The organism is Anatilimnocola aquadivae, from assembly GCF_049819085.1.
GTDB lineage: Bacteria > Planctomycetota > Planctomycetia > Pirellulales > Pirellulaceae > Anatilimnocola.
In genome coordinates this window covers 76,699-102,707 of record NZ_CP187419.1, presented here as the reverse complement: position 1 = coordinate 102,707, position 26,009 = coordinate 76,699, and the positions used below count along the sequence as shown (strand labels likewise).

Below are 26,009 nucleotides of genomic sequence, written 5' to 3'. Positions count from 1 at the left end.
CGAGGAGAAGGGCACATGACGCGATTGGAAGCGATGCCGGGGAATCCGCAGGGGCCAGCGAATCACGGTCCTCCGCCGCGAGGTTTGTCGATCGGCGAGTACCTGATCCAGCGAATGCGGCAGTACAAGATCGACGACGTGTTCGGCATTCCGGGCGACTACATCCTGACCTTCTACGGCATGCTGGAAAAAAGCCCGATCAATATCGTGGGCTGCACGCGCGAGGACTGCGCGGGCTTTGCTGCCGACGCCTACGCCCGCGTACATGGCATGGGAGCGGTTTGCGTTACGTATTGCGTTGGTGGCCTCAGTGTCTGCAACTCGATTGCCGGCGCTTATGCCGAAAAGTCTCCGGTGCTGGTGATTAGTGGTTCGCCAGGTCTGGCCGAGCGAGTCAACAATCCGCTCTTGCATCACAAGGTCCGAGACTTTCGCACGCAGATCGAAGTCTTCGAAAAGCTGTGTGTCGCTTGTGCCGAACTGAATGATCCCGTGATCGCGTTCCGCGAAATCGACCGGGTGCTCGATGCCATGGCGCGTTTCAAACGCCCGGGCTATATCGAAATTCCGCGCGACATGGTCGATGTGATTCCGCACATCTCCCACACCTACCATCAGGCTCATTCGACGCAAGACGCACAGGCAGCGGACGAAGCGGCTGAAGAGGCCGCCACCCTTCTCACGAAGTCGAAGCGGCCCGTGTTGATTGCCGGCGTCGAGATTCACCGCTTCAACTTGCAGGACGAAGTGGTCGCCCTCGCCGAGCAAATGAAAGTGCCGATGGCCGCCACGTTGCTCGGCAAGAGCGTGATTCCGGAAAAACACCCGCTGTATATCGGTCTGTATGAAGGTGCGATGGGCAGAGCCGAAGTGACCAAACTCGTCGAAGAGAGTGACTGCGTGCTGTTGCTCGGCGCGTTCATGACCGACATCAACCTGGGCATCTTCACGGCCAATCTCGATCCCGCGAAGTGCATCTATGCCACCAGCGAAACGCTGCGGATCCGGCATCACCACTATCACGATGTCGGCCTGAAGGAATTCATCGACAGGCTGGCCGCTCGCAAACCGGAACCTCCGTATCGTGCCATTCCTGCCGATATCCGCCCTGAGCGCAAACCGTTCGTGCTCGAGACCCAAGCACCGCTGACAACGCGCCGGCTGATTGCTCGACTCGATGAGCAACTCGACGATCAATCCATTGTCATTGCCGATATTGGCAACTCGCTGTTTGCCGCGACCGAACTCACGATTCACGCCAAGACCGAGTTCATCAGCCCGGCCTATTACACGTCGATGGGCTTTTCGGTTCCTGCCGCACTCGGGGCGATGACTGCCCGTCCCGACAGCCGTGTGATTGTGATTGTCGGCGACGGCGCATTTCAGATGACCGGCATGGAGATGTCGACCATCGTCCGCCGGCATCTTAATCCCCTCATCATCGTGCTCGATAACCAAGGCTATGGCACCGAGCGATTCCTGCACGAAGGAGAGTGGGAGTACAACAACGTGCATCCCTGGAAGTACAGCCAACTGCCGAATCTGCTCGGCGGCGGCACAGGCTACGAGGTGCGGACCGAAGGGGAGTTCGAAGCGGCCCTGACCAAAGGCTGGGAAGATCGCAGCGCCCTGACGCTCATTCACGCTCACATCCCGCGCAACGAAGGGAGCGACGCGCTCACGCGTTTGGCGGTGAAGTTGAGCGAGCGAGTGAAGGGGAAGTAGCTCGCATGGGTGCGTCGTGACCACAGCCTACATTTCTCCAAGCTGTTGTGCTAAGTTCACGGAGAGTCGCGCGAAGTAGCCTGTCAATGCTGCGCGCTCATTCATCCTGCCGCTAACGCGCCCCAAGACCGTTAGCCTGTGAATGCCTGCATGAGTGGTGATACTTCGAGCGGCGTCGTCCCAAAGCGGCGTGAGTTTCTCACGGTGGCGGAGGAACTGTCTGTACTGAGTGCTCCCACGGTCGCTCTGCTCCGCGATCAATCCGTCTCGCAAGGCGTACCGCCAATTCAGCTGGCGCTGCAACGAGCGCTCATCACACCTACGCAGCTCGATATCATCGAAACGCTGTGTCGCCCTAGCGAGATTGTGCCCGGCTACGATATCCGCAGTGTGATCGGACAGGGTGGCATGGGGGTCGTGTTTCGCGCGCGACAGATCAGCCTGGATCGCGATGTGGCCATTAAACTCGTCCCGCTCCATCAACTGGCCGGTGACGTGGCGGTGAAGCGTTTCGAGGTCGAAGCGCAAGTGCTCGCGCGGCTTGCTCATCCGCACATTGTTACGGCGTTCGACTTTGGCAAGCACGAAGGCCGTCTCTACTTCGTGATGGAAGTCGTCGAAGGCGAAGACGCCGATCATTACGTGCGACGAAATGGCTGTTTCGATGAATCCACGGCCTGGCATATTATCCGCCAGGCAGCGGCGGGACTCGCCCACGCGCAGCATGTGGGTGTGGTGCATCGCGATGTGAAACCGGCGAACATCCTGCTGCTGAAGCCACCGGCCGGCTATCCTTTGCCCGCCGGAGTGCCAATGGCCAAGCTCGGCGACTTCGGCCTGGCTTGGCTTGCCACCGCCGCGGACGAGCGAACCCGACTGACCTCGGCCAACGTCACGCTGGGAAGCCCACACTACATGGCTCCCGAGCAACTGGCCGGCGACACGATCGACTATCGGGCCGACATCTACTCGCTGGGGGCAACGGCGTTTCATTTGCTCTCGGGCTTGCCGCCGATGTCCGGCATCGAGCTCACGCGGCTGATGTCGCTCAAGCTGCAAGGCAAGAACGAATCGCTCCGTTCGGTGCGTCCCGAAATCTCGCCCACGTCGGCCGACCTGGTCGATCGCTTGATGGCCGTCGATCCTTGCCAACGGCCACAGGACTACGGCGTGCTGATCGAAGAGATCGACGAATTGATCGGCGAGCAAAGTCTGACCGGTTCGCGGCGCGCTACGAACAGCACGCAACTCTCGCCGCCCAAGGCAGTCCAGCCCAAGCATCTTCCGCAACCAGATCCCAACAAGACCACGCATCAATCTGATCGTGTTGTCGATCATGCTTCGCCTACCATCGAAATGGTCAATGAACCGCCTCGCTTCGATCGTCGCTGGCTGATCGCCTCGATTGTGGCTTTGCTGCTGTTGTTCATCGGTGGCGGGATTGCTGTGCGTACCTTCAATTTGCCTGGTGCGCCCGATCTGGTTCCGGGTGGCATGTTCAGCGAGTTGTCGTTCGAAGGGGCCAGCTATCAGGAATGGAAGCGTCCGTTCGGCAGCTTGTGGGCTCCCGCGCGTAACAAGGATGGCGAGTCGGTGCTGGAAGGCGACGGCACGGTCGTTCGCGATTTCTCCGATCTGGCTAAAGCGACGCCCGGCGGCTTGCAGCACTATCGCCTCGAAATGGTCACCGAACTTAACCAAGCTTCCGCCATCGAGGTACACCTCGATTTCCCGCCCAAGAACGACGCCGGTCGTTCCACTACCGGTGAGAATCGCCGCGTGGTGCTGCACGTGGGCAAGGACGGCTCGCAACTCGGTACGAAGACCGGCGACCAGCAAGGCTGGCACGCACTGGGCCCTATCGTGCCATTGAAGAAGACACGCAACGATAAGCACGAGATCAGCTTGGAGCGCCACACGCCGGGCTGGTATGCCTTTGTCGATGGCGAAGTTGTGGGCTATGCGCCGGCTCGAACAGGTCGCGACGAGCACGAGTTTCGCTTGATCACCGAAGATGGCAGCGCATGGTTCAGCGACTTCTTTGTCTCGGAACTGCGCAAGGCTGGCGATCAGACTAAGGCTGCTCCCACGAAGTGAGCAGTCCCGGGGTCTGGAGTCTTGGGCGAAGCAGCCACCTTCCACTCTTCTCGGCATTGTTCGCCATAGACTCCTGACCCCAAGCTGGTTAACTTCAGCCCGCGCTCTGCCTTGACCAGAGCCGCCCATCCAACCAGACTCAAGGTTGGAATTGCGAATTGGTCCTTGTCTGGAATTTTCCTGCTCATGCCGCTGCGGGTTGCATGTACCGCTGGTCACTTGATGATGGTCCCCGACCATCGCGCCGGTACCGTGCTGCGCTGTCCGAAGTGTGGCATCGAAGTGCAAGTTCCCGCTGCAGCCGGCAAGGGCCCCCTGCCCACGACTGCCAAGCCGCAAGTTGCCTCGGCGATGCAGCAGTCGCCTCAAGTCGCCGGTCATTCGACGGCCAATGCAGCGGCACCTGCGATCGCACCACCGATCATCAAGCCGCCGCCAAAAGCTCGCCCAAAGCCAACGCCGCCAGCTGAAGAAAAAGTGAGCATCGTTGCCAAGGTCACCAGTGACGCTGCACCTCCGCCAGCAGACGCTGTGCCTGCTCAGCCACCACAGCCTGCACCTCCACCTGTGGTTGCCAAGACCACTCCGTCGGCCGAAGACCCGGCGCTCATCGAAACCGTCGAGTTGCCGCCGAAGCCAGTCGCGAAGAAATCGAGCGAGCCAACCAAGCCCAAGCCAAGCGCAGTCAGCCCGAGTCAAGTCAGCTCGAATCGCCCGCGCGCGACGATGACCGGCACGGTTCTCGCGCCCCCGGTTGAACCAACACCCGAGCCCTTCTTCATCGGCGAAGAAGTCTCCGAGCCGCCGCTGGTTCACGAACCCCCTGTTGCGGCTCAACCCATTGCACACGAGCCCATCGCACATCAGCCCGCCGATGCTCAGGAGCCATACATCGCGCACGAACCGGCTCCCGTAGCTCCACCCATCGCCGTGCTGCTGGGTGTACAACCCACCGCCTCGCAGCGAACAACCGCCTGGCAAATCGGCGCGGTGCTGCTGGCCGCGGCACTCTTCAGCATGGGGCCCGCGGCATGGGAGATCGGCAGCTATTTCACCGGCGAGGTGAATGTGCCCGTCGCCTCTTGGGCGTTCTTGTTGCTGATGCTCGGCGTGGTGCAGATCGGAGGCGTCATCCTGCTGGTGCAAGTTCCCGATTGGAGCAGTGTCTGGATTGTCACCGTCCAGTCTCTCGCGCTGGCGGCCATCTATGCGGCAGCGCTGGGCCTGACAATCATCACCAGTGGCGATAGTCCGCTCATCAGTGCTCTGGGCCTCGATGCTCAATACGCCAGCGGCAAGGCTCCGCCCTGGTGTATGTGCATGGCAGCGATCTACGCTTGTGCCGCTTTCTTTGCTGGTCGCACGAGTGCCCGCTGGCACAAGACACTGCGGCAAGTGCAGGCCGCTGAACAATCGGCCCTCATGTACTAAGCTGTTGGATCTGGTCGACATCAACATCAGGACTCTCTCCAAACATGGCTCGCTGCGAACAAGGCTATCTGTGCGACGTCTGTGGCGAAGACGTCGGCGACATCTGGCTCAGCGAGCTCTACCTGCGCTACGTCATCGGCCAGCTCGACCCCGAGACCCTGCACACCACTCCCGAGCGCCACATCCGCTGCACGCCCGTCCTCGCCCAGTTCATCGTCCACGAGGCCTTCGCACTGGTCGTCGTCGAAGGTGACTTCGACAAGCGACATCTCGACCCCACCTTCGTCCGCCAGCGCGAGGAGCTTGTCACCCGCGGCTGGCTGCGGCTGTGCGAATTGGGGCAACAACCCGACGGCCTCTCGCTGCTCGAATACCCCCTGCCCGAGATCCAGCAACAGCTCGAAAAGGACGCCCTCGCAGCGCTTCAGCGGGCTGGCACCCCCGTGCCAGAGGCTCCGAAAAAGCCATAAAAACCCAGCATCTGCTTGACACTGGGCCCGGAAAGCTTAAACTCTGACGCTAATGAGACTCGCTCTCAATTAGTTTTCGCCAGCTACTCAATCGATTTGGCAGCCAGCGTCGCCCGCACGTCACCGCTCACGCGGTCCCCTTTCGGTGTGCCCCTATCCAGTGGACGGAGATTTGCTCTGCCGGATCTCGGACTCTGCTGATCTCGATCCAGTCTGCTCGCCTAACTTTTGGAGATGGTTCATGCTCGTACTCAATCGCTCGATCGCGCCTGCCGTGCTCGGTCTGATCGTCGCCAGTGTCTTAGCAGCGGCAGCCGACCCCGCGCAAGACATGATGGACCGCGCTCACCACGGTCGCGCCACGTGGACCAAGTTTCCCGGCTTCACCGCCGACGTCGTGGTCTCGTCTGCTGGCCATGCTTCCACAGGAACTCTTTCTGTCACTGCCGATGGCAAGACAGAACTCAAGCTGCAACAGCCCGACGGCCTCGATTGGGCTCAGCGGTCCTTGTCGTCGATCATTGGTCACCGCCTGTCGACCGACGATGGTGCCACGAACATCGAGTTCGCCGATCAAGACACCAAGCACCCCTTCGGCCGCTTGATGAAATCGAAGGACGCCAGCGATCACAGCCAATGGCGAGTGAAAGACGACGTCCTCACCGAAGTGCATCGCTTTCATGGCGACAACCACCTGGTCATCAGCATCGGCGAAGTCTCGCGCACTCCCGAAGGCAAACACTTGCCCCGCAGCTTCAGCGTGACGACTTGGAACACCAAGACCAACGCCATCGTCACTGCCCGCCAGGTTCAGCAGGAATGGAAGCGAATCCAGGGCATCGATCTGCCGGTTCGCATTCTCGCCGCCATCAACAAAAACGACGGCAGCCGCACGGTCGAAGAAATCACCTTCAGCAACCACAAGCTGCTCGGAGAAGTTCCCGTGTCGACCACCGCCGCCACTCCACTCACCAGCGACAAGTTGCCGCCGCTCAAGACCGGCGTCACTAGCGCCGGCGCTGCCATCGCCGATGGCCACCTTTATCTCTACGGCGGCCACATGGGTGCCGCTCACGATTACTCGGCCGATCAACAAACGGGCAAGATGCTCCGCGTCAATCTCGCCAAGCCCACCGAGTGGGAAGAAGTCGGCAGCGGACCAAAACGCACCGGCCTCGCGCTGGTTTCGCACAAGGGGCAGATCTATCGCATCGGTGGATGGGAATCGAAGAACGCCAACGGTGATAAGTGGGTGCTGCACTCCAGCAAGGACTTCGCTCGCTTTGATCCCAAGAGTGGCAAGTGGACCGATCTGGCTCCCCTTCCCACCGGACGTTCCAGCCACGACGCCGCCGTGATTGGCGATCACCTGTACGTTGTCGGTGGTTGGGAACTGACCGGCGAAGGTGACGGCTCGTGGCACGAGACGGCTCTCGTTTGCGACCTCTCGCAAGCCCAGCCCGAGTGGAAAGAAACCGGCAAGCCGCCCTTCATGCGTCGCGCTCTCGCCGTCGCCGGTTATCGCGGCAAGCTGTACGTCCTCGGTGGCATGACCGACAGCAACGAAATGACCGGAGCCGTTTCGGTCTACGATCCGGCCACCAAAACCTGGTCGGAAGGTCCCGCACTTCCAGGCAAGGGCATGGAGACCTTCGGACCTTCGGCCTTCGGCGCTGATCACGGCCTGTTTGCCACCACGGGCAACGGCACGGTTCATCGTCTGGCCGACGACGGCAAAACTTGGGCAAAAGCTGGTGAGTTGAAACATCCTCGCTTCTTTCATCGCCTGGTAATCGCCGACGACGGCGGCGTCGTCGCTGTTGCCGGCACCACTCGCGGCGGCAAGGTCCTCGAAACTGAAACCGTCCGTCCTCTGATCCCCGGCGCCAAATAGTTCGTCTTCGCCTTTCTCTTCCTCCCTCTCCTCGGTACTCCGGGGAGAGGGTCGGGGTGAGGGGCCTGCCCCTCGAATCAACTCAGCCACCCTCGTCCTGACTCCCGACTCCCGTCCTCCGACCCTCAACCTCCTATGCTCCCAACTCTCTGCCTCCTCCTATCCCTCGCCGCTGCCGATAGCCAGCCATCGTGGCCCGCGTTTCTCGGTCAAGGCGCTTCGGCAGTGAAGACCGATTCGTTGCCTCTGTCCTGGTCGCCGGACAAGAACATCGCCTGGCAAGCCGACCTTCCCGGCTTTGGACAATCGAGCCCGGTCATTTGGGGCGACCAGGTGTTCGTCACCGCGGTCGAAGGGCCCGACAAAGACATTTGTCATGTGCTGGCCCTCAACCTGAGCGACGGCAAGATTCAGTGGAAGCATTCGTTCGACTCGTCGGACAAAGTGAAGAACAGCTTGTATGTCAGCCGGGCTGCTCCGACGCCGGTGATCGATGGCAAACACGTCTTTGCGTTCTTCGAAAGTGGTGATGTCGTCGCCCTGACCACAACCGGCACCGAGCAGTGGCGCAAGAGTCTTTCGGCTGAGTTCGGCAAGTTCAAAAACAAGTTCGGTCTCGCTGCTTCGCCCGTCATGACCGATGAAGCGATCGTGATCCTGGTCGATGACGAAGGTCCGTCCTACCTCATCGCGCTCAGCAAGGCTGATGGCAAAACCAAGTGGAAAACCGATCGCACCTCGCGCACCAGTTGGAGTTCGCCGTCGCTCGTCGATGTTGCTGGCAAGCCGCATGTGGTGTGCAGCTCGGCGGGAACCGTCGATGGCTACGATGCGGCTACCGGCAAGCTGCTCTGGACGTTTGACGAAGTCGGTGGCAACAACAAGTCGACCCCGGCCCCCTTTGCCGCTGGTTCCTTTCTCGTGGGTGCCTCGTCCAGCCGCGAAGCCAAGGCGACGCCGGGCGTCGATCCCAAGCAAAGCAACTTTGCCATGACCATCGAAGTGGTCGATGGCAAGCCGCAACCCAAGGTGCTGTGGCGAACCACCGAAGCTACCCCGACGTTTAACTCGCCCGTGGTCTATGCCGGCCATGCTTACTGGGTGAACACGCAGGGCGTGGTCTTTTGCCTTGATGCCGCGACCGGCGAAACCCGCTACACCGAACGCCTCAAGCAATCCTGCTGGGCGACCCCTGTGGGCGTCGGCGACCGGGTCTATTTCTTTGGTAAGGATGGCATCACCAGTGTGCTGAAAACCGGTCCGAAATTCGAAGTACTCGCCGAGAATCAACTTTGGGATCCTGCCAAGCTCAAAGCCGACCCCGCGAAAGCCGCCGCTGAAGAGACCGAAGAACGTCGGAAGGCAGCCGCCACGTTTTCGGGCCCGACCCAGTACGGCGTGGCGGCCGTGAGTGGCAGCCTGTTCGTGCGAACGGGCGACAAACTCTACTGCCTGCGAAATTCACAGCCTGCGAACTAACCCATGATTCCTGCCCCATCTTCCTTGCTGCGTCGCCTGACGCGAGAGTCTGTTATGTCGACCGATCAACCGTCGCCCCCTGCGGAACCCAAAGAACCGCAGGCCGCGCCACCAGCTTCGCAGTTGCCGCTGGAAGAGCACCGCCGCATCTGGCAATCGAACGACCTGCTCGGCGACGATGCCGAAGCACTCATCGTGCATCGCGGCCAAACCTATCGCCTCCGCTGCACCAAGCAGGGCAAATTGATTCTCTATAAGTAAGCTGCGCTCTCTTTCGTGGGCCAACCTCTACGGCGATCACTTTTCCCTTCGTCTTGCCATTCATTTTGCCACTTCTCGATTCTCTCCAGGTTATCCTTTTGATAACTTTTTAGCTACTTTTTCTCGATTTCATTCTCGCCCTAAGCCCTTGCCGGCCAATCTCTTCCGTCAGTTATCAGCCGTTATTGCCCGTTTTCTTGATAACCGTTTGATAACCATCTCAACACCCTTGAACAGTCCCAATCCGAGGGGGTCGCAACTACCTCTCGCCAAGACCATCGCCAACTCTTTAGGGCAACCACTCTTCCGCAATCTTTCTAACGTGGAATAAGAAACAAGAGCCGCACCAAGCGCGCAACCTCCCCAGCGGCTTCTCTCCAGTGCCGATCCTCAGCCACACGACCCATTCTTGGGACGCTCCATCCAGTGCGCGCACCGCTAGCGCAGCTCAGCACGAGCCGTAGTCGGGCAGGCTGCGCTTCTCCTGGTCAACCGAGCCGCTTGCGGCCGCTCCACTTGCCAATTCAGTCAATTCGCAGATCGCCCGCGCAAACGCGTGGGTTAACCAGAAACGGCAGCCTAACTTTAAGTGATAGCTGGGCTACGAGCCGACTCACATTCCAACCTCCTCGCCCGTGGGACTTTCGAACAGCAAAAACAGACACAAATTGGAATCTGTGCGACCCGCGATTCTTTGTCAAATGCGAAAGTCAAACGACAAGGTCCATTGCCGCGCTCAAGAAAATCAGCAGCCGTTTGGGGCCGATCAACGGTCTCAATCGGCCGGATGTGCCGGCAGATCGAGGACGAAGCAACTACCCGGGCCATCGACCGGTTCGCAGGTCAATTCCCCGCGCAGGGCTTTGGCGATGCGGGCGGCAATGGCCAGGCCGAGACCGGTGCCGGAGATGCCCGACTGACGAGCAGCCGGGCTGCGATAGAAGGGTTCGAAGATCGCTGTCCGTTCGTTAGCGGGGACGCCCGCGCCACGATCTTGCACGCTGAGAATGACTCGCTCGGCTTCTCGTACCCGCACCTCAATTTCAATCGGCGAGTTTGCCGGACTGTATTTCAGCGCGTTGCTGATCAGGTTCTCGACCAGTTGCCCCAACAGGCCAGCCGGAGCAACAACGGAAGCCACAGGTATGGTTTCCAGCCGCAGGTCGGCAAAGCGCGGATGGTCTTGCCAGCGGCGGAGGAACTCGGGTAACCAATGCTGCAGATGGATCGTTTCGGTCTCAGGTAGTGCCGCTTGTCCCTCAGCGCGGGCGAGAAACAAGAGCCCTTCGACAATCTGCTGCAACTCGACGGTTTGTTCCAGCAAAACCTGCAACGTCTGAGCATGCTCCTCGGGTGAGCGTGGTCGCCGCAGGGCCACTTCAATCTGTCCGCGCAGGGCGGCCAGCGGCGTACGAAGTTGATGCGCGGCATCACCGGTAAAGCGTTGCTGTTGGGCCAGGGCCGCGAACATCTGATCGAGCAGAGTATTGAAGGCAAGGCCCAGGTCGGCCAGTTCGTCGCGCGTGTCAGCCACAGGCAATCGCTCGCTGGCGATCAAGCCGCCGCTGGTGGCTGCGGTGCTCATCGCGCGCGCATCGCTGGCCATCGTCGTTACCGGACGAAGTGCGGCGGAGACGAACAGGCGGCCAATGATTGCAGCGATCAGCCAGGCTGCGAGTGGCAACAGCGTCACTTGCAAACCAATCATCTGTAGATTCGCGTTCAAGTCTGTCGGTGAACGTCCCACGGTGACGACAAGCTCGCCGCGCTCCAGCGGATCGCGTTCGCTTTTGGGCTTGGGCTGGACAGCGACGAGGCGTTGTTGCAGGACGCGCCAATCACCCAGGTCGCGCGAATCGTGATCGTCTTGCTGCAGTCGCTTGCCATACTCGAGCAAGTGCCGATCCGTCTGGTCGACGCCTTTCAAGTTCTCCGACTTCGCTACCAAGAGGCCTGCTTCGTCGAAGATGGCCCAGCGAATGTCTTCGAGGCCATCCTCGCTCCCCAGATGGATCGTGTGATCGGAAGGCTCGAACTTGACGTCGTCAATTTCCACCTCGATGGCAGCCGCCAGCATGTGCAATGCGCCATGCAATTGCTGGTCGAACTGTTCGTGTAATTGCTGGCTCACAAGCGCGTAGAAGACGGCCGAATAGCCCGCCAGGATCAGCGCGAGGGCGAGCAGGAAGAAGGCGGAAACGCGATTGACGAGTGACATGTCAGCCCTCGTCGGAGGAGTTGGCATCGAGGGCATAGCCGCGGCCGCGATGCGTTTGAATGATCCGCGGGCCGTGTTGCTCCAGCTTGCGACGAAGCTCTTTCACGTGAACTTCCAGGGTGTTCGAGAGCCCATCGTACTGATCGCCCCAGACGGCATCGAAGATGCGCGTGCGCGAGAGAATCGTTCCCGGGTGTCGCAGCAGAAACGTCAGCAATTGAAACTCTTTGCTGGTGAGTTCCAGGAGTTGCCCGTCCCGATAAGCCTTCTGACTCGCCAGGTCGACGGTCACACCCGCATACTCCATCGTCAGCGGCGTCGATTGACTGGGTCGCCGCAATAAGGCACGAACACGCGCGAGCAACTCTTCGAAGGCAAAGGGTTTGGTCAGGTAATCGTCGGCGCCGGCATCAAGCCCCTCGACGCGCTGGGCGATGGCATCGCGGGCGGAAAGAAACAGCACGGGCGTCGTGCGGTTCTGCTGGCGAAAGCGACGCAGCAAGGCGATGCCATCTTCGCCGGGGAGCCACCAATCGAGCAGCACCAAGTCCCACGGGCCGAGCGACAGGGCGAGTGCGCCCGCGCGACCATCGGCCGCGTGTTCCACCGCATAACCTTCTTCGCCGAGTCCGCGCACGAGGAAGTCGGCGATGCGGGGCTCATCTTCGACGATCAGGATGCGGGCAGTCATGGAGGGGGTTACTTCGCGAGGTATTAACTTCAGACAAGCTTACGCCAGATGTCGCACGAACTGGCGAAGATGAAGCCGATTTTATCTTCGCTTCAGCTTGGCTTTACGTGAGGGCGCTACAGTTGGTCGTGTGGTTTGCTTCCCCTTGAATCGGAGTCTGATCGATGACCAACTTATTGCAAATTGTCCGCGATTATTGCTGGCTTAATCCTGTGACCATGAGTGTCGGCAATGAACCTGCCGCTATCGCGACACCAAGCGCGCGTTCCCGAGGAGCCAGCAGCGGACGCATCGCCCAGGAAGAACAGCTTGGCTATCGGTCGCTGATCGAACTGCGGCAGCAACTGGAGCAGATTGAGCGGCCGGCAGTTACCACCGTCGTACTGGTGCTCGACGATCGGCAGCCGGTGCACTTGCCGTCGCTGATTCGCCGCGACGAATTCGCCCCGCGCGGCTATCGGCTGATTGTCACGACTCCCGCCCGCTCCCTGCTGGGGACGACGTCGGCCGGCGATCTGGCCCTGCACAGTCAAAGCTGGGGCTGGGAGCTGATTCGCTACGAAGGGGATTTGCCGCAAGCGCTCCAGGCTGCCCGAGAAACGACCGCCGCGGACGAACAACTGGTAGTGCTGGCACCAGCTTGGAAGCAGTTACGGCTGTGAAACTGCCGATAAACAGGCAGCGGCCCCATGGCATGCGAATTGCTTATTAGGGGGCTATTCACCTGTGCTGTCGATTCGGCAGGTGGGATTAAACCCAATTTGCGGATGAGAAGGTAAGCGATGTTTGGTTTTACTCAAATTGAATTACTGCTGTGGACTTTGCCTGCCATTGGCCTCGCGTTTCTGGCCCAGATGTGGGTCAGTTCGGCCTATGCCAAGGGTCAACAATTCAGCACCGGCATGACCGGTTTCGCTGCCGCGCGGCATATTCTGGATGGTGCCGGTTTGCACCAAGTGCAAATCGAACCGGTCCCGGGACATATGAGCGACCATTACGACCCGCGCGATAAAGTTTTGCGGTTGAGTAGCGACGTCTTTCATGGCCGCACACTCACGGCAGTGGGAATCGCCGCGCACGAAGCCGGGCATGCCATTCAGGATGCCGTTGGCTATGTGCCGCTGGTGATTCGTAACATCGCCGTGCCGGTGGCTGGCTTCGGCAGCAATGCGGGTGCGATGTTGATGTTGCTCGGTGTGATCTTCAGCTTTCCGCTGTTGCTGCTGGCGGGCATCGTGCTGTTCAGCGGCATGGTGTTCTTCCAACTGATCAACCTGCCGGTGGAGTTCAACGCCAGCACGCGGGCCAAGCGGCTGCTTGTGAGCGAAGGCGTGGTACACCCGAACGATATGGGCCCGGTGAACAACGTGCTCAATGCCGCGGCGCTCACTTACGTGGCTGGTACGTTGCAATCGGTCCTCACACTGGCCTACTACATCATGCGTTACTCCGGCGGCGAACGCTCGCGCGGCTAAGCGATAGCGATTCAATCCCAGGATGGAAGACCTTCCATCCTGGGATTGGCCCTTGCTGGCTGCGCGGGGCTCTCTTTCAATTCGTCTCACTCGGGGGTCGGCGCTAGGACGACGAGGATCGGGCACTCGCGATCTTCGTGTTCGATTCGCAGCCACAACGAATGGTTGTGGTCGGACCAGACGACCACTTCGTTGCCGTGGGCCCACTCGGGAAATGCCGCATCGTCGTGATGGCCACGATAGGCAGGCTCGCCCAGAATCTGCGTCAGCCGAGCGGCTGCCTGTGCGAAGAATCGCTGATACTCGGCGTAAACCTCAGCGAACGAAGTTTGCTCGTTTGCGTCCCAGGAACCATCAGACACCGCGAGATAGTAGTCGTCTGGGTTACCGTGCTGAAACTGCGCCAGTAGCGCCTCCAGCGGACGTTCGTCCGACTCTTGCAGATGAGGAAGTGATTGCAACATGAGTTCACCCTCGCTCTTGAAGAAAGGTTCGGATCTCCAACTCCTATTCGGCCACCAACCAGTCTCCTCGAGCAGAGGTCGGCGGTCGTAATTCGTAGCGTTTGATTTTGCGATCGAGGGTCGAGCGCTCGACACCCAAGATCGAAGCCGTGCGGCTCTTGTTCCAGTTGGTCGCAGTCAGCGTCGCGAGGATGTGTCGCTTCTCGATATCTTCCAAGGAGAGTGGTTCGAACATCGCCTTGACTGCCGGCATTTCGTTCGAGTCCGTCGTACTGGTTCCCAAGCTGGAGAGATTGAGGTCTTCCACTTCAATCAAATCGCTGCGTGAGAGAACCACCGCGCGCTCGATGACGTTCTTCAACTCTCGCACATTGCCCGGCCAGCGATAGTTTTGCATGTGCTCGGTCGCTTCGGGCGTAAATCCTTGCAGCTTGCGACCGGTTTCGGCATTGAACTTGTCGAGAAAGTGGGCAGCCAGTTCGAGAATATCTTCGGGCCGTTTGCGCAGCGGCGGAACATAGATCTCGACCACGCGCAGACGAAAGTACAAGTCGCGGCGAAACGTACCATCGGCAACGGCTCGTTCCAGATCGCGATTTGTCGCCGCGATGGTGCGAACGTCGGTCTTGATCGGTTGAGCGCCGCCGACACGTTCGAAAGGATGACCTTCCAACACGCGCAGAAATTTGGCTTGAATTTGCGGGCTCATTTCGCCAATTTCGTCCAGCATCAGGGTGCCGGAATGAGCCGCTTCGAACTTGCCAATCTTCCGTTCCGTCGCGCCCGTGAAGGCGCCCCGTTCGTGCCCGAACAGTTCACTTTCGAGCAACGACTCGGAAAGTGCGGCGCAATTCAAGCAGACGAACGGCCCCTTCTTGCGTGGACTGGCATAGTGCATCGCCCGCGCAACCAGTTCTTTGCCGACGCCACTCTCGCCGCGAATCAGCACCGTCGCGCGACTGGGCGCGGCCCGCGAAATCTGTTGCTGCACACTATTGAGCACCAGGCTGCTACCAACCAGTTCGCTCTCAGCGCCCAGTTGCTTTCTTAACTGCACAATTTCGTTGCGAGTTTGATGCAGATTCTCGGCCAGCTCTTGTTGCCGCTGCAAATTGCGCAGGGCGAGCGCCATGTTCTCGGCAACGGCCAGCGTGAATTCGAGATCGTCCGGATCGGGAACCCGATGATCTTCGGTCGAGTACAAGTGAATCAGCCCGATCACGCGCTTATCCTGGCGAATGGGTGCGCACATCACACTCGTCGCGTGAAAATCACCCTTACTGTCGCGCAGGCCGAGTTGACTGTCCCCCTCGATGTTCCGCGCGAGGACAGCTTCGCCATCGCGCAGCACGGTGGAAGAGAGAAAACTCGAGGGGCGGTGATAGACGGGTTCCCGATCGGTACGGGAAGCCACCACTTGCAAGTCGGTGGGGTTCGGCATCCCTTCGTAACCACGCGGCACGAGCAGGACCGCGCCGGCATCGACGTGAGTCCCTTCGAATAGTCCCGTCAGAGCCAAGTGAGCGACCGAGGGAATATCGGGCTGACTGGCGAGTTCGAAGGCCAGGCGGCAGAGCTTGGCCGCTGCTTGTCCAACCCGGGGAATGGGCAAGTCGGCCGCTGGGCCCGGTCGCAGGTAGCGAGTTTGGTTTCGTCGATGCGTGATGTGTGTAGGCTCGTTCGCCTCGTGAATGCTGGCCCCTTCGGCATCGAAGACTTCGCCAGTATCGGCGATCAATGGGGCACCGAGGACGGTCTCGTCTCCCAGTTGCGGCGGCACCGCCAACACACTCGCGTGATCGGGGTCGGGAAAGGCATGCGTCAGGTCGTGAACGTAACCCAGTTGGCAGTTGGCGATTCGGACAATGTCGCCGGCGGATAAAACATTGTCACCCCGCACCTGTTTGCCATTGATAAAGGTGCCGTTCCGGCTGTCGAGGTCGCGCAGGGTCCATTCACCCCGATTCAAGAAGACTTCGACGTGGTTCCGGCTGCAACGCTCATCTTTGATGACAATCTGGTTCGTTCCGGCCCGCCCGATGGTTACAGTGCGACCGGGAACCAGACGAAAAACGTCGGTCCACTTCGACCCTTCACGGATCACCAGATAAGCGAGCATCGGCAGAATAGATGACGAGAACGGACGTGCGGAGAGAAAAGAACTGCAACGGCCATCAGATGTTACGTTAACTTGCCGCGACTACTGGATGCAAGCAGATTCTGCCGAGCGACCACCTTTGAGCGGCTGCTAGCACGAACTTTACTGCGGGTTACCGCATTCGCGACACCGTTGGAGTACTTCGGGGTTTGATGAATTAGGAACAAGAACGCAATTATACGGTTGCGCTTCCAATGGGAAGCTGCACTCTTTTTCGAATCCTTCTCAGAACCCTTTCGGGAGTGGTAAGTGATGAAGTCTCGCATGTGGGCAGTAGCAGTGTGCGCATTGACGCTTGTTGTCGCGGCGCAAGTAGCCTTTGGACAACCAGGCGGCGGCCGCGGTGGTCCTGGTGGTGGGGGCGGCGGTTTTGGTGGCGGTGGCGCTACCCAACTGCTGCAAGATGAAAAGGTGAAGGCCGAACTCAATATTGTTCCCGACCAAGAGAAGCAACTGGCCGAAGTTGCGACCAAGATTCAAGACAGCATGCGCGACGCGTTCCGTAACTTCCGCGAGATGTCGGATGACGAGCGCCGAACCAAGTTCGAAGAACTGCGCACGAGCGCTCAGAAGGAAGTGGACGCCGTGCTGTTGCCTCAGCAACGCGAACGCCTGAAGCAGCTGATGGTGCAAAGCTCGGCTCGCTTCAGCCGTAGCCCCGGTGGCATCAGCGATACGCTGGCCACCGACTTGGGCATCACCGATGCCCAAAAGGAGGAGCTCCGCAAAAAGGCCGAAGCCGTTCAAGCCGACCTCGACAAGAAGCTCGCCAAGTTGCGTGACGAAGCTCGCGCCGAGATCCTCAGCGTGCTGACAGCCGATCAACGGGCCAAGCTCGACAAGCTGACCGGCCCGAAGTTTGAGTTCAGCCCGCAACAGTTTGGTGGCCCAGGTGGCGGTGGTCCTGGCGGCCAAGGTGGTCGAGGTGGCCGGACTGCTCCTTTGGCTCGCCCAGCAGACGGCGACTAACGCTAAGTTTCGCGTGAATTTCCCTTCTCGCGACGATCGAACATCGTGGGCTCAGGTCCACACCAAAGCGTCTCCACGCACCGGTTTCGGGTTGGCTAGCATCGCCAGCCCCGAACCGGCTTTTTTATCAAAACTCAGCAGGTTTTTGCCGGGTAAGTTCTTACGAGAACCAGTGATTCAGCTTGGGTTTAACGCCTTCGCCGTTTATGATGGAAGTCTGCCCGCCTGCCACCCGCACCTTCCTCACTCCTGCTCCCTGAGCGTGTTCCGCATTTCTGTCCCTCCTCCTTGCAGGCAAGATTCAGGTCACGATGGAAGCCGGTGAAATTCTCCTCCGCCGCGGTTTGATCGATCAGCGGCAACTGAACCAGACCCGCCAGCAGGCCAACGGTCACGGCGATGGTATTCGCCTGATCGAATCAGCTGTCCAGGCTGGCTTTGTCACCGAAGAAGCCGCTCTGCGCGCCGTCGGCGACGAAGTGGGAATCGACTTCATCGACCTCACCTCGACCGACGTCGATCTCTCGCTGCTAAAGAGTTTCCCGCAACGTCTCATCCACCGCCAGACGCTGTTTCCGATCCGCCACGATCATGGGCAACTGCTGGTCGCCACGAGCAATCCGTTCGATCTCTATCCGCTCGACGAAGTCTCGGCTGCCACGGGTTTCTCGGTGATGCCCGTCCTCGCTTCGCGCGTAGAAATCGCCAAGCTGATCAAGCGACACTTAGGTGTCGGTAGCGAAACGGTTGACGGCCTCGTCGCGCAAGCAGTCAAGGACGAAGAAGACGGCATTGAACTCGTCGGCGAGATCGAAACCGACGGCAGCGAACTTTCAGAAATGGCCCAGGAGGCTTCGGTCGTTCGCCTAGTGAACGAAATCTTGCTGGAAGCCATCGAATCGCGAGCGAGCGACGTCCATGTCGAATCGCAACCTTCGGGCGTGGTGATTCGGTACCGCATCGACGGCATGCTGCAAACACAACCGGTGCCGCCCGAGATCAACCGCTTTCAATCGGCCATCATCAGCCGTCTGAAGATCATGGCTCGGCTCAACATCGCCGAAAAGCGATTGCCGCAAGACGGCCGCATGAAGCTGAAGGTGCAAGGTCGCGAAATCGACATTCGTTTGTCAATCATCCCCATGATTCACGGCGAAGGCCTGGTCATGCGCGTGCTCGACAAGGGCTCGATGAAATTCGATCTCCGCCAGATCGGTATGGAGCAGGACACCTACGAGTCGTATCGCCGCATGATCGATATGCCCCACGGCATCATTCTGGTCACGGGCCCCACCGGTTCTGGCAAAACGACCACGCTGTATAGCTCGTTAATTGAGATCAACACGCCCGACGTGAAGATCATCACTACCGAAGACCCGGTCGAATATCAGCTCGAAGGTATCAACCAGATTCAGGTCCATCAAAAGATCGGCCTCACGTTCGGTCACTCGCTTCGCTCGATCTTGCGTCACGACCCGGACATTGTCCTTGTCGGCGAAATTCGCGATCTTGAAACGGCTGAAAACGCGATTCAAGCCTCGCTCACTGGTCACTTGGTGTTCAGTACCTTGCACACCAACGACGCCGCCAGCGCTTATACGCGGCTCGTCGATATGGGCGTCGAACCGTTCCTTGTAGCCAGCACGGTCGAAGCAGTGATGGCTCAGCGGTTGTTGCGTCGGCTGTGCGTACACTGCAAGAAACCGGTCACTCTTGGCACCGACGATGCTCCGGCCGACTTCCCGTGGGAGAAACTGCCCGGTGCTCAGATCTATCTGCCTGGTGGTTGCCGCGAATGCCGTCAAACCGGCTATCGCGGCCGACTCGGCATTTATGAATTGCTGATCACGACCAACGATATTCGCCAGCTGGCTCACGACCGCGTGAGTAGTTGGAAGATCGTCGAAGCGGCCATCAAGGACGGCATGATGACCCTGCGGCAAGATGGCTGGCGCAAGGTTCTCGCTGGCGTGTCGACGGTCGAAGAAGTCGTTCGTAACGCCAAATCCGATTTTAGCATGCTCATTAAGAGAGAAGGTGCCGGGCACTAGTGGCCACTCCTGCGTCTTTCGCCTGCCGAACTGCCGCAATCCGAACTGCCGCAAACTGAGCCACCCACTCCTTGCCGCGTGATTAGGATGGAACGAACCCGCAACGACTAACCTCCAATCCCTAGACTCTAATTCCAGCCCCTAACTCCAGCCCACTCCCCCATGCCTGACTTCGCCTATACCGCCCGCACCATGACCGGCCAAAAAGTGACCGGCGTGATCCCTGCGCAGTCGGAACGCGAAGCGATCTCGCTCCTGGCTGGCAAGACGCTGTTTCCGCTCAATGTGGCCGTGGCCAAAGGCTATCTGGCACCGGGAGCAAACCTGCGTGTAAGTGGCAACATCATGGCCACCACGTACAACCAAATGGCCGCGCTGCTGCGGAGCGGTGTGCCGCTGTTGCGTTCGCTGGCCGTGCTCCGCGATCAAACCTCGAACAAGAACCTGAAGTCAATCCTGGCCGAGGTCCATCACAAGGTGGAAGACGGGGCCTCGATGGCCGACGTCATGCAGCGCTTTCCGAAAGCGTTCAGCGAAATGGCCATCAATATGGTCCGTGCTGGGCAGGAAGGCGGCTTCCTGGAAGACGCCCTCGAGCGTGTGGCGTCGTTCACGGAGTTGCAGGAAGAAATGAAGGGGCGCACCGTCAGCGCCATCGCCTATCCGGCAATTCTGGGCAGCGTTGGTACGATTGTGGTTGTCGGCCTGATTGTCTTCTTCGTCCCCAAGTTTGCGGTGATGTTCGACCGCCTGCGCGAACGAGGCGAACTGCCCTGGATGACCGACGCCCTGCTGAACCTGAGCAATTTCTCGCGCAGTTACGGCTGGCTGGTGCTGGTCGCGGGTGCCATTGCCTGGGTCATCATCCATTTTCGCCTGCAAACCGAAGAGGGTCGCCAGTTAAGCGACCGGCTCAAACTCAAAATCCCAGTTGCCGGCAGCATTTTCCAGGCGTTCGCCGTGGCTCGGTTTTGCCGGGTGCTCGGCACACTGCTGCACAACGGCGTGCCGATCCTCAAGGCTCTTGAAATCAGCCGCGATGCCGCCGGTAACCGCGTCCTATCCAAAGCAATCGCTGCGGCCTCCGAAAACATCTCGTCGGGTGCTACTCTTGCCCAGCCATTGGCCGCGAGTGGTCACTTCCCTAAAATGGTGGTAGAGATGATCGCCGTGGCTGAAGAATCGAACTCACTGGACAAGGTTTTGGTCGACCTGGCGGACAGCCTGGAAAAGCGAACTTCCCGCCAGCTAGACCTGCTGGTTAGGCTGCTAGAGCCCCTCATGCTGGTGGTTTTGGCGGGCGTAATTTTGCTCGTCGTGATTGCTTTGCTGGTCCCGATCATCAAGATGAGTAGCACTCTGTAAACAGCTGCACCTTTGTGTGCGGAATTTGCCGTCTATTTGCGGCCCCGGGCGAGACCGCCAGGGCTGACTAGGGTTGAATAGGTAGGTATCCGGTTTTTATTGAAGGATGGAGTTATGCGTTCCCTGAAGGCAAAAATTACACGTCGTTCTCGCCGTCGCGGTTTTACGCTGATGGAAGTGTTGCTGGTGCTGGCGATCCTTGTCATTTTGGGCTCGATCGTCACCGTCTCGGTCATTCGCATGCAGCGGACTGCCTACATCGACGCCGCCAAGTCGCAACTACAGATTTTCGATGCCGCCATCACGCAGTATCAGCTGCACATCGGCACCGTCCCCTCGGATATCGAAGCTTTGGTTTCCCTGCCGCAAGACATTCCGAACCAGGCCAAGTGGCAGGGTCCTTACCTGGGCAAGCAGCTGCCCTCCGATCCTTGGGATCAACCCTATCAGTACGAAATGATCAACGACGAATCGTTCCACATTTTCAGCAGTGGTCCCGATCGCCAGCCTCAGACCGACGACGATATCAATCTCTAATGTTCGGTGAACGATGCCCATCGGCAGCTTGAACCTCGCTGTCTGCTGCGGGCGACCTAACTTGGGTCGCCGGGCTCGCGGTGCGTTCTCGCTGATGGAAATCATGGCCGTCCTGGTCATTTTGGTGGTGGCAGGGGCCATCGCCATGCCCGCGATGCTGGGCTCGTTGCGAGTTCAGCGGCTGAAGAGCGCCGCCGAAACGATGCGCGTCGAATGGGCTCGGGCGCACGTCAAGGCGATGAAGACTGGTCGTATTCAGGTCTTCCGCTACGAGCTGGCCGGCAACAAGTTCTCGATTCAGCCTTGGCTGGCCGCCGATGAAGCCACCGAAACGAACCCGGGCGAAAGCGTCGCGGGGTTCGGGGCTCAAGTGACCGATGTCGTGGACGACACCGAAACCAAAGAACTTCCTGAAGGCGTTACCTTCGCGGGTGGCGATGCGAAGTTCGAAGCTCGGGCCTATGAAGTCGAAGACTTCATGCAGAACAACAACACCACCGAAGGCCAATGGTCGCGCCCCATTTTGTTCTATCCCGACGGTTCAGCCACCGATTCGTACGTAATTGTGGCCAACGAAAAGCAGGCTGCGATTCGCGTTCAGCTGCGCGGCTTGACTGGCACGAGCGCCGTTGGCGAACAAACTCAACTCGAAGATCTGCAAGCCGCAATCACGCCTGGCGGGGTGCAGCCATGAGCAAGCCTCGCTATATCCCTCGCGGTCTTTCGCTGTTGGAAGTCATGCTCGCGCTGGCGCTGCTCGGCGGAGCACTCGCTGCCCTCGGTCAGCTGATTCGCATCGGCTCTGTCTCTGCGGCCAACGCCCGCGATGCAGCCACCGCCCAGATGCTGTGCGAAAGCAAGATGGCGGAGATCTCCAGCGGCATTATGCTGCCCGATGTCATCTATCAACAGCCGCTCGATGACGACGCCGAATGGCTCTACTCGATCGACAGCCAGCAAATCGATCAACAGGGTTTGCTTGCCGTGCTGGTCACGGTCGAGCAAGACCGCCAGTTCAACACGCGCCCCGTAATCTACAGCCTCACTCGTTGGATCATCGATCCCGAAGTGGAAGCAGCCGTTCGTCTCGAAGCTGAAGAGAAGAAATCAGCTGGAGCTGACGCCAATCAGGGTCAGGCTGGTACGACGCAACCAGCCGCGAGCGGCCTCGGTGCTGGTGGCGGTGGTCCTGGTGCCGGCGGAGGCGGAGGCGGGCCTGGCGGCGGAAACAACGGTGGTGGAAATAATGGGGGCAATGGCCCAGGTGGAAATGGTCCCGGCGGCGGAAACGGCCCGGGCGGTAACGACTCTGATGGCAATGGACCCGGTGGCAATGGTGGTGGACCTCGCGGCGGCAACGGCGGCCCGCGTGGCGGAGGTGGTAATGGTGGTCCGCGCGGTGGCGGCGGCGGTGGTGGAACACGAGGTGGGGGTGGCGGCGGATTTGGAGGAGGTGGTTTCGGTGGTGGTGGCGCCGGTGGTGCACCAGGAGGCTTCGGTGGCCGCTAATTCAAACATATCATTCGCACATTCCTCGCCCCGTGCTTCTAGGCCCTCGTGCGCCTCTCGCGGCGTCACGTTGCTCGAACTGATCCTCGCGCTCAGCCTGACGACAGTCATCATGGGGCTGATTGCGATGGCGATCGACCTCAACTATCGCATGTTCGACACGCGCCGAATGGATGTGGAAGAGAAGCAACTGGCTCGCGCCGTGCTTCGTCACATCGCCGATGACATTCGGGCGGCTGTTCAGCACATGCCCCCAGATCTCAAGGGTCTCGAAACGGTCGCCGGCAATTCGCAAAATGCCAGCTCGATGCTTAGCGGCTCGGCCATGGGCGCGATGAGTGGCCTGGCTGGTGGCCAAACCGGCGGTCAGGGTGGCGCGGGTGCTCAAGGAAGTGGCGGGCAAGGTTCGACGGGTGGCCAAGGTGGTGATGGCAACACTGGCGGTGGTGGCGGTACAGGAAGTGGAACCGGCGGCACAGGTGGCGGCACCCAGAACTCGATGGGCGGTCAGAACCTGAATGTGGACCCCCAAACGCAAGAAGCAACTTCCACGTACGGCGAAGGCTCCACTGGCAGTGTGGTTGGCCTGTATGGCAGCGGCTCAGAACTGCAACTCGATGTCAGCCGATTGCCGCGAATTGATCAGTACCAGGCGGAGATGTCGAGCGACGCGTTGCAAGGAGTTGTCGATATCCCCAGCGATATGAAGACCGTTTCTTACTTCCTCAACTCAGAGAACGGCCTGCCAGTCAGCGCGGGCATCTCGGGATTGGAAGCTCGCGGCAAGGGCCTGATGCGCCGCGTTCTCGACCGCGCGGTATCGAACTGGGCTGCCGAGAATGGCAACAGCAGTTCTTCACTGGGCGAAACCGAAATGCTGGCTGCGGAAGTGGTCGGGTTGTCGTTCATGTATTTCGATGGTGCTACCTGGACCAGTGACTGGGACTCAGTGGCGATGAAGGGTCTTCCCGTCGCCATCGAAATCACCCTGGTCATGCAACCGACGGGCGAAGCAAACGCCGGCACCGCGCTTAATCCATTGGCTGCTCTCGCAACCACTGACGACGAGACTGAAACCAACGAACGCGTCTATACACTCACGGTGAACCTGCCCACAGCTACGTCGATCGACGAGAAGCCGCAGGAATCGACCGAAGACACGGCCCTGTCCCAAACTGGCGCGCTGGATACCTCCGGCGATGCTGCGGAAGCAGGCGCTGGTGGCATGGGTGGAGCCGGCGGTGGCTTCCCAGGCCAAGGTGGCGGTGGTCAGGCTGGTGGTGGACAAGGCGGCGGTCGAGGTGGTGATGGTGGCGGCCGTGGAGGCAACGGCGGCCAAGGTGGTGGACAGGGCGGGGGTGGCTTCCCGGGCCAAGGTGGCGGAGGTCCGGGCGGTGGCCAAGGTGGACCTCGTGGTGGTGGGCAAGGTCAAGGCGGTATGGGTGGTGGTTTTGGCGGCGCTGCCGGCGGTGGATTCGGCGGCGGCATGGGTGGAGCCGGAGGTGGCTTCGGCGGCATGGGCGGAGGTGGCCGTGGTCGCTAAGTCTTCGCTTGCCAAGCATGCCCGGCGTGGCATGGTGCTGATCATCGTCCTCATCGTGATCATGTTCCTCGCGCTCGGTGCCTATTCGTTCACCGACTTGATGCTGACCCATCAAGAGTCCGCACAACTCACGGGCCGGCAAATTCAAACCCGGTTCCTCGTCGAGTCGGGCATGGAAGCAACTCGTCTGTTCCTTTCGCAAAGCAAATCTGCACGGCTTGAAGCAGGCGGTGTTTTCGATAACCCCACTCGCTTTAAAGGCCTCACCATCGTTCCCGAAAACGATCCCAAAGAGCGAGCCAGCGTGGCGATTCTCTCGCCCAACCTAAGCGATGACGGCACGCTCGCCGGCCTCCGCTATGGGCTCGAAGACGAGTCGACTCGGTTGAACTTGAACACGCTGCTGGTGCTTGATGCCCAGCAAGAGGGTGCTGCGAAACAACTGCTGATGGGCTTGCCCGGCATGACCGAAGACGCCGCGGATGCCATTCTCGATTGGATCGATCCCGATGATGAACAACGGCCCCTCGGCGCGGAAGTCGATCACTACTCGGGCCTGAATCCAGCCTATCGCCCGAAGAATGGTCCGCTCGATACCGTCGAAGAATTGTTGCTCGTCCGCGGGGTGACGCCCGAGTTGCTGCTAGGTGCCGACACGAATCGCAACGGCACGATCGATCCACACGAAACGGGCAGCGGAGACCCAGGTTCAGAACGAGGATGGTCGGCCTACTTCACGCTGCATAGCCTCGAAAACAACGTGCAGGAAACGGGTGATGCCCGCGTCTATCTCAACGGTAACGACGTCAATCTGCTCTACGAAAATCTGAACAACGCTGGCCTGCCTCAGGAGTGGGTGAATTTCATCATTGCCTATCGGCAAAATGGTCCAAACACGGCTGCGGGCACCGCCAGCATGCCAGCCAGCAACTTGCCCGCCCCCGACCTCACCAAGCCCGTGCGAGTGCCACTTACTCAGTTGCTCGACCTATGCGACGCGCGCATTCGCGTGACTAATGCTGGCGAGTCGCAGGTCATTGCTTCACCATTCACCAGCGGTCTCGCCGGTGGGATGGGCCTGTGGCTCCCCAAGCTGATGGACACCTGCACCATTAACCCGGCGACGACCATCCCCGGCCGCATCAACATCAATCAGGCACCGGCTCACATCCTGCGCGGTATCCCCGGCATGACCGACGATATCATCACCGAGATCCTCTCGCGGCGATCTTACGAGGCAGCCGCCGACGATGCCAACAAGCGGCACGAGACGTGGATCATGGCCGAGGGAATTGTCACGCTCGCCGAAATGCGCACGCTCATGCCGTTCGTTTGCGCCGGCGGTGACGTTTATCGGGCGCAAGTCGTCGGCTATTACCAAAGCGGCGAAGCCTCGTCGCGCAAGGAGGTCATTTTCGATGCTTCCTCCGCGCCGGCACGCGTATTATTCTGGAGAGACCTGAGTCATCTGGGGCGTGGATACGCCGTCGAGACACTCGGCGTCGATTTCTTGGAAGGTGGCTCGGGTGGCATGATGCTGCCCGGCGCAACGACAACACCCTAAACCCCTCTCCTGCCAAAAACTGTTGAAGTGCCGCTGCTGACCCGCCGAGCAGTGTGGTTCGTGAATCGTTGACAATCTTGACTGGAAAACTCCGCCCGCGCGGAGCGA

21 protein-coding genes are annotated in these 26,009 nt (G+C 59.8%); 17 read left to right on the top strand and 4 right to left on the bottom strand.

Annotation, left to right across the window (positions count from 1 at the left end; translation table 11 throughout):
- Positions 1–15 precede the first annotated feature (15 nt).
- The 7 genes from NA78x_RS00375 (at position 16) to hemP (ending at position 9,357) form a co-directional block, all read left to right on the top strand.
- Positions 16–1,725, top strand: coding sequence for an alpha-keto acid decarboxylase family protein (locus NA78x_RS00375; protein ID WP_425616429.1), 1,710 nt, complete (start codon positions 16–18; stop codon positions 1,723–1,725).
- Between the two features lie 150 nt (positions 1,726–1,875).
- A complete protein-coding gene (locus tag NA78x_RS00370) occupies positions 1,876–3,822 on the top strand; it encodes a serine/threonine-protein kinase (RefSeq protein ID WP_425616428.1) in 1,947 nt (648 codons plus the stop codon).
- A 165-nt stretch (positions 3,823–3,987) separates the two neighbouring features.
- On the top strand, positions 3,988–5,253 hold the full coding sequence (locus NA78x_RS00365; RefSeq protein ID WP_425616427.1) for a hypothetical protein: 1,266 nt from the start codon (positions 3,988–3,990) through the stop codon (positions 5,251–5,253).
- A 44-nt stretch (positions 5,254–5,297) separates the two neighbouring features.
- Entirely contained in the window at positions 5,298–5,723 is a 426-nt protein-coding gene (locus tag NA78x_RS00360; protein WP_425616426.1) for a hypothetical protein, read from the top strand.
- A 241-nt stretch (positions 5,724–5,964) separates the two neighbouring features.
- Complete coding sequence (locus NA78x_RS00355; protein WP_425616425.1) at positions 5,965–7,617, top strand: DUF3386 family protein; 1,653 nt, start codon at positions 5,965–5,967, stop codon at positions 7,615–7,617.
- Between the two features lie 135 nt (positions 7,618–7,752).
- Positions 7,753–9,096: a PQQ-binding-like beta-propeller repeat protein gene (locus NA78x_RS00350; protein WP_425616424.1), complete on the top strand. Its 1,344-nt coding sequence runs from the start codon at positions 7,753–7,755 to the stop codon at positions 9,094–9,096.
- Positions 9,097–9,150: 54 nt separating this feature from the next.
- Positions 9,151–9,357: a hemin uptake protein HemP gene (hemP, locus tag NA78x_RS00345; RefSeq protein ID WP_425616423.1), complete on the top strand. Its 207-nt coding sequence runs from the start codon at positions 9,151–9,153 to the stop codon at positions 9,355–9,357.
- A gap of 775 nt (positions 9,358–10,132) precedes the next feature.
- On the opposite strand, the gene NA78x_RS00340 is transcribed toward hemP, so the two are convergent.
- Both NA78x_RS00340 and NA78x_RS00335 read right to left on the bottom strand, forming a co-directional pair.
- Complete coding sequence (locus NA78x_RS00340) at positions 10,133–11,575, bottom strand: sensor histidine kinase (RefSeq protein WP_425616422.1); 1,443 nt, start codon at positions 11,573–11,575, stop codon at positions 10,133–10,135.
- A gap of 1 nt (position 11,576) precedes the next feature.
- Entirely contained in the window at positions 11,577–12,266 is a 690-nt protein-coding gene (locus tag NA78x_RS00335; RefSeq protein WP_425616421.1) for a response regulator transcription factor, read from the bottom strand.
- Positions 12,267–12,430: 164 nt separating this feature from the next.
- On the opposite strand from NA78x_RS00335, the gene NA78x_RS00330 reads away from it, so the two are divergent.
- Together NA78x_RS00330 and NA78x_RS00325 are read left to right on the top strand one after the other, a co-directional pair.
- A complete protein-coding gene (locus NA78x_RS00330; protein ID WP_425616420.1) occupies positions 12,431–12,928 on the top strand; it encodes a hypothetical protein in 498 nt (165 codons plus the stop codon).
- A 120-nt stretch (positions 12,929–13,048) separates the two neighbouring features.
- A complete protein-coding gene (locus NA78x_RS00325; protein ID WP_425616419.1) occupies positions 13,049–13,741 on the top strand; it encodes a zinc metallopeptidase in 693 nt (230 codons plus the stop codon).
- Positions 13,742–13,827: 86 nt separating this feature from the next.
- Here the strand turns inward: NA78x_RS00325 and NA78x_RS00320 are convergent, their stop codons facing one another.
- Both NA78x_RS00320 and NA78x_RS00315 read right to left on the bottom strand, forming a co-directional pair.
- Positions 13,828–14,205: a hypothetical protein gene (locus NA78x_RS00320; RefSeq protein ID WP_425616418.1), complete on the bottom strand. Its 378-nt coding sequence runs from the start codon at positions 14,203–14,205 to the stop codon at positions 13,828–13,830.
- Positions 14,206–14,248: 43 nt separating this feature from the next.
- On the bottom strand, positions 14,249–16,324 hold the full coding sequence (locus NA78x_RS00315; protein ID WP_425616417.1) for a sigma 54-interacting transcriptional regulator: 2,076 nt from the start codon (positions 16,322–16,324) through the stop codon (positions 14,249–14,251).
- A 291-nt stretch (positions 16,325–16,615) separates the two neighbouring features.
- Between NA78x_RS00315 and NA78x_RS00310 the strand changes: the two genes are divergently transcribed.
- The 8 genes from NA78x_RS00310 to NA78x_RS00275 all read left to right on the top strand — a co-directional run bounded on the left by NA78x_RS00310 (position 16,616) and on the right by NA78x_RS00275 (position 25,901).
- On the top strand, positions 16,616–17,332 hold the full coding sequence (locus NA78x_RS00310) for a hypothetical protein (protein WP_425616416.1): 717 nt from the start codon (positions 16,616–16,618) through the stop codon (positions 17,330–17,332).
- Between the two features lie 311 nt (positions 17,333–17,643).
- Positions 17,644–19,383: a GspE/PulE family protein gene (locus NA78x_RS00305; protein ID WP_425616415.1), complete on the top strand. Its 1,740-nt coding sequence runs from the start codon at positions 17,644–17,646 to the stop codon at positions 19,381–19,383.
- 162 nt (positions 19,384–19,545) lie between these two features.
- Entirely contained in the window at positions 19,546–20,748 is a 1,203-nt protein-coding gene (locus NA78x_RS00300; RefSeq protein WP_425616414.1) for a type II secretion system F family protein, read from the top strand.
- A gap of 114 nt (positions 20,749–20,862) precedes the next feature.
- Positions 20,863–21,285, top strand: a complete 423-nt coding sequence (gspG, locus tag NA78x_RS00295) for a type II secretion system major pseudopilin GspG (RefSeq protein ID WP_425616413.1) — start codon at positions 20,863–20,865, stop codon at positions 21,283–21,285.
- Positions 21,286–21,298: 13 nt separating this feature from the next.
- Positions 21,299–21,979 carry a pilus assembly FimT family protein gene (locus NA78x_RS00290; RefSeq protein WP_425616412.1) on the top strand — a complete coding sequence of 227 codons (681 nt, stop codon included), beginning with the start codon at positions 21,299–21,301 and terminating at the stop codon, positions 21,977–21,979.
- Positions 21,976–22,794 carry a prepilin-type N-terminal cleavage/methylation domain-containing protein gene (locus NA78x_RS00285; protein ID WP_425616411.1) on the top strand — a complete coding sequence of 273 codons (819 nt, stop codon included), beginning with the start codon at positions 21,976–21,978 and terminating at the stop codon, positions 22,792–22,794. Before NA78x_RS00290 ends, NA78x_RS00285 begins: the two co-directional genes overlap by 4 nt.
- Positions 22,795–22,864: 70 nt before the next feature.
- On the top strand, positions 22,865–24,337 hold the full coding sequence (locus tag NA78x_RS00280) for a hypothetical protein (RefSeq protein WP_425616410.1): 1,473 nt from the start codon (positions 22,865–22,867) through the stop codon (positions 24,335–24,337).
- Entirely contained in the window at positions 24,327–25,901 is a 1,575-nt protein-coding gene (locus tag NA78x_RS00275; protein ID WP_425616409.1) for a general secretion pathway protein GspK, read from the top strand. The genes NA78x_RS00280 and NA78x_RS00275 overlap by 11 nt, the downstream gene beginning before the upstream one ends.
- The last annotated feature ends 108 nt before the right edge of the window (positions 25,902–26,009 follow it).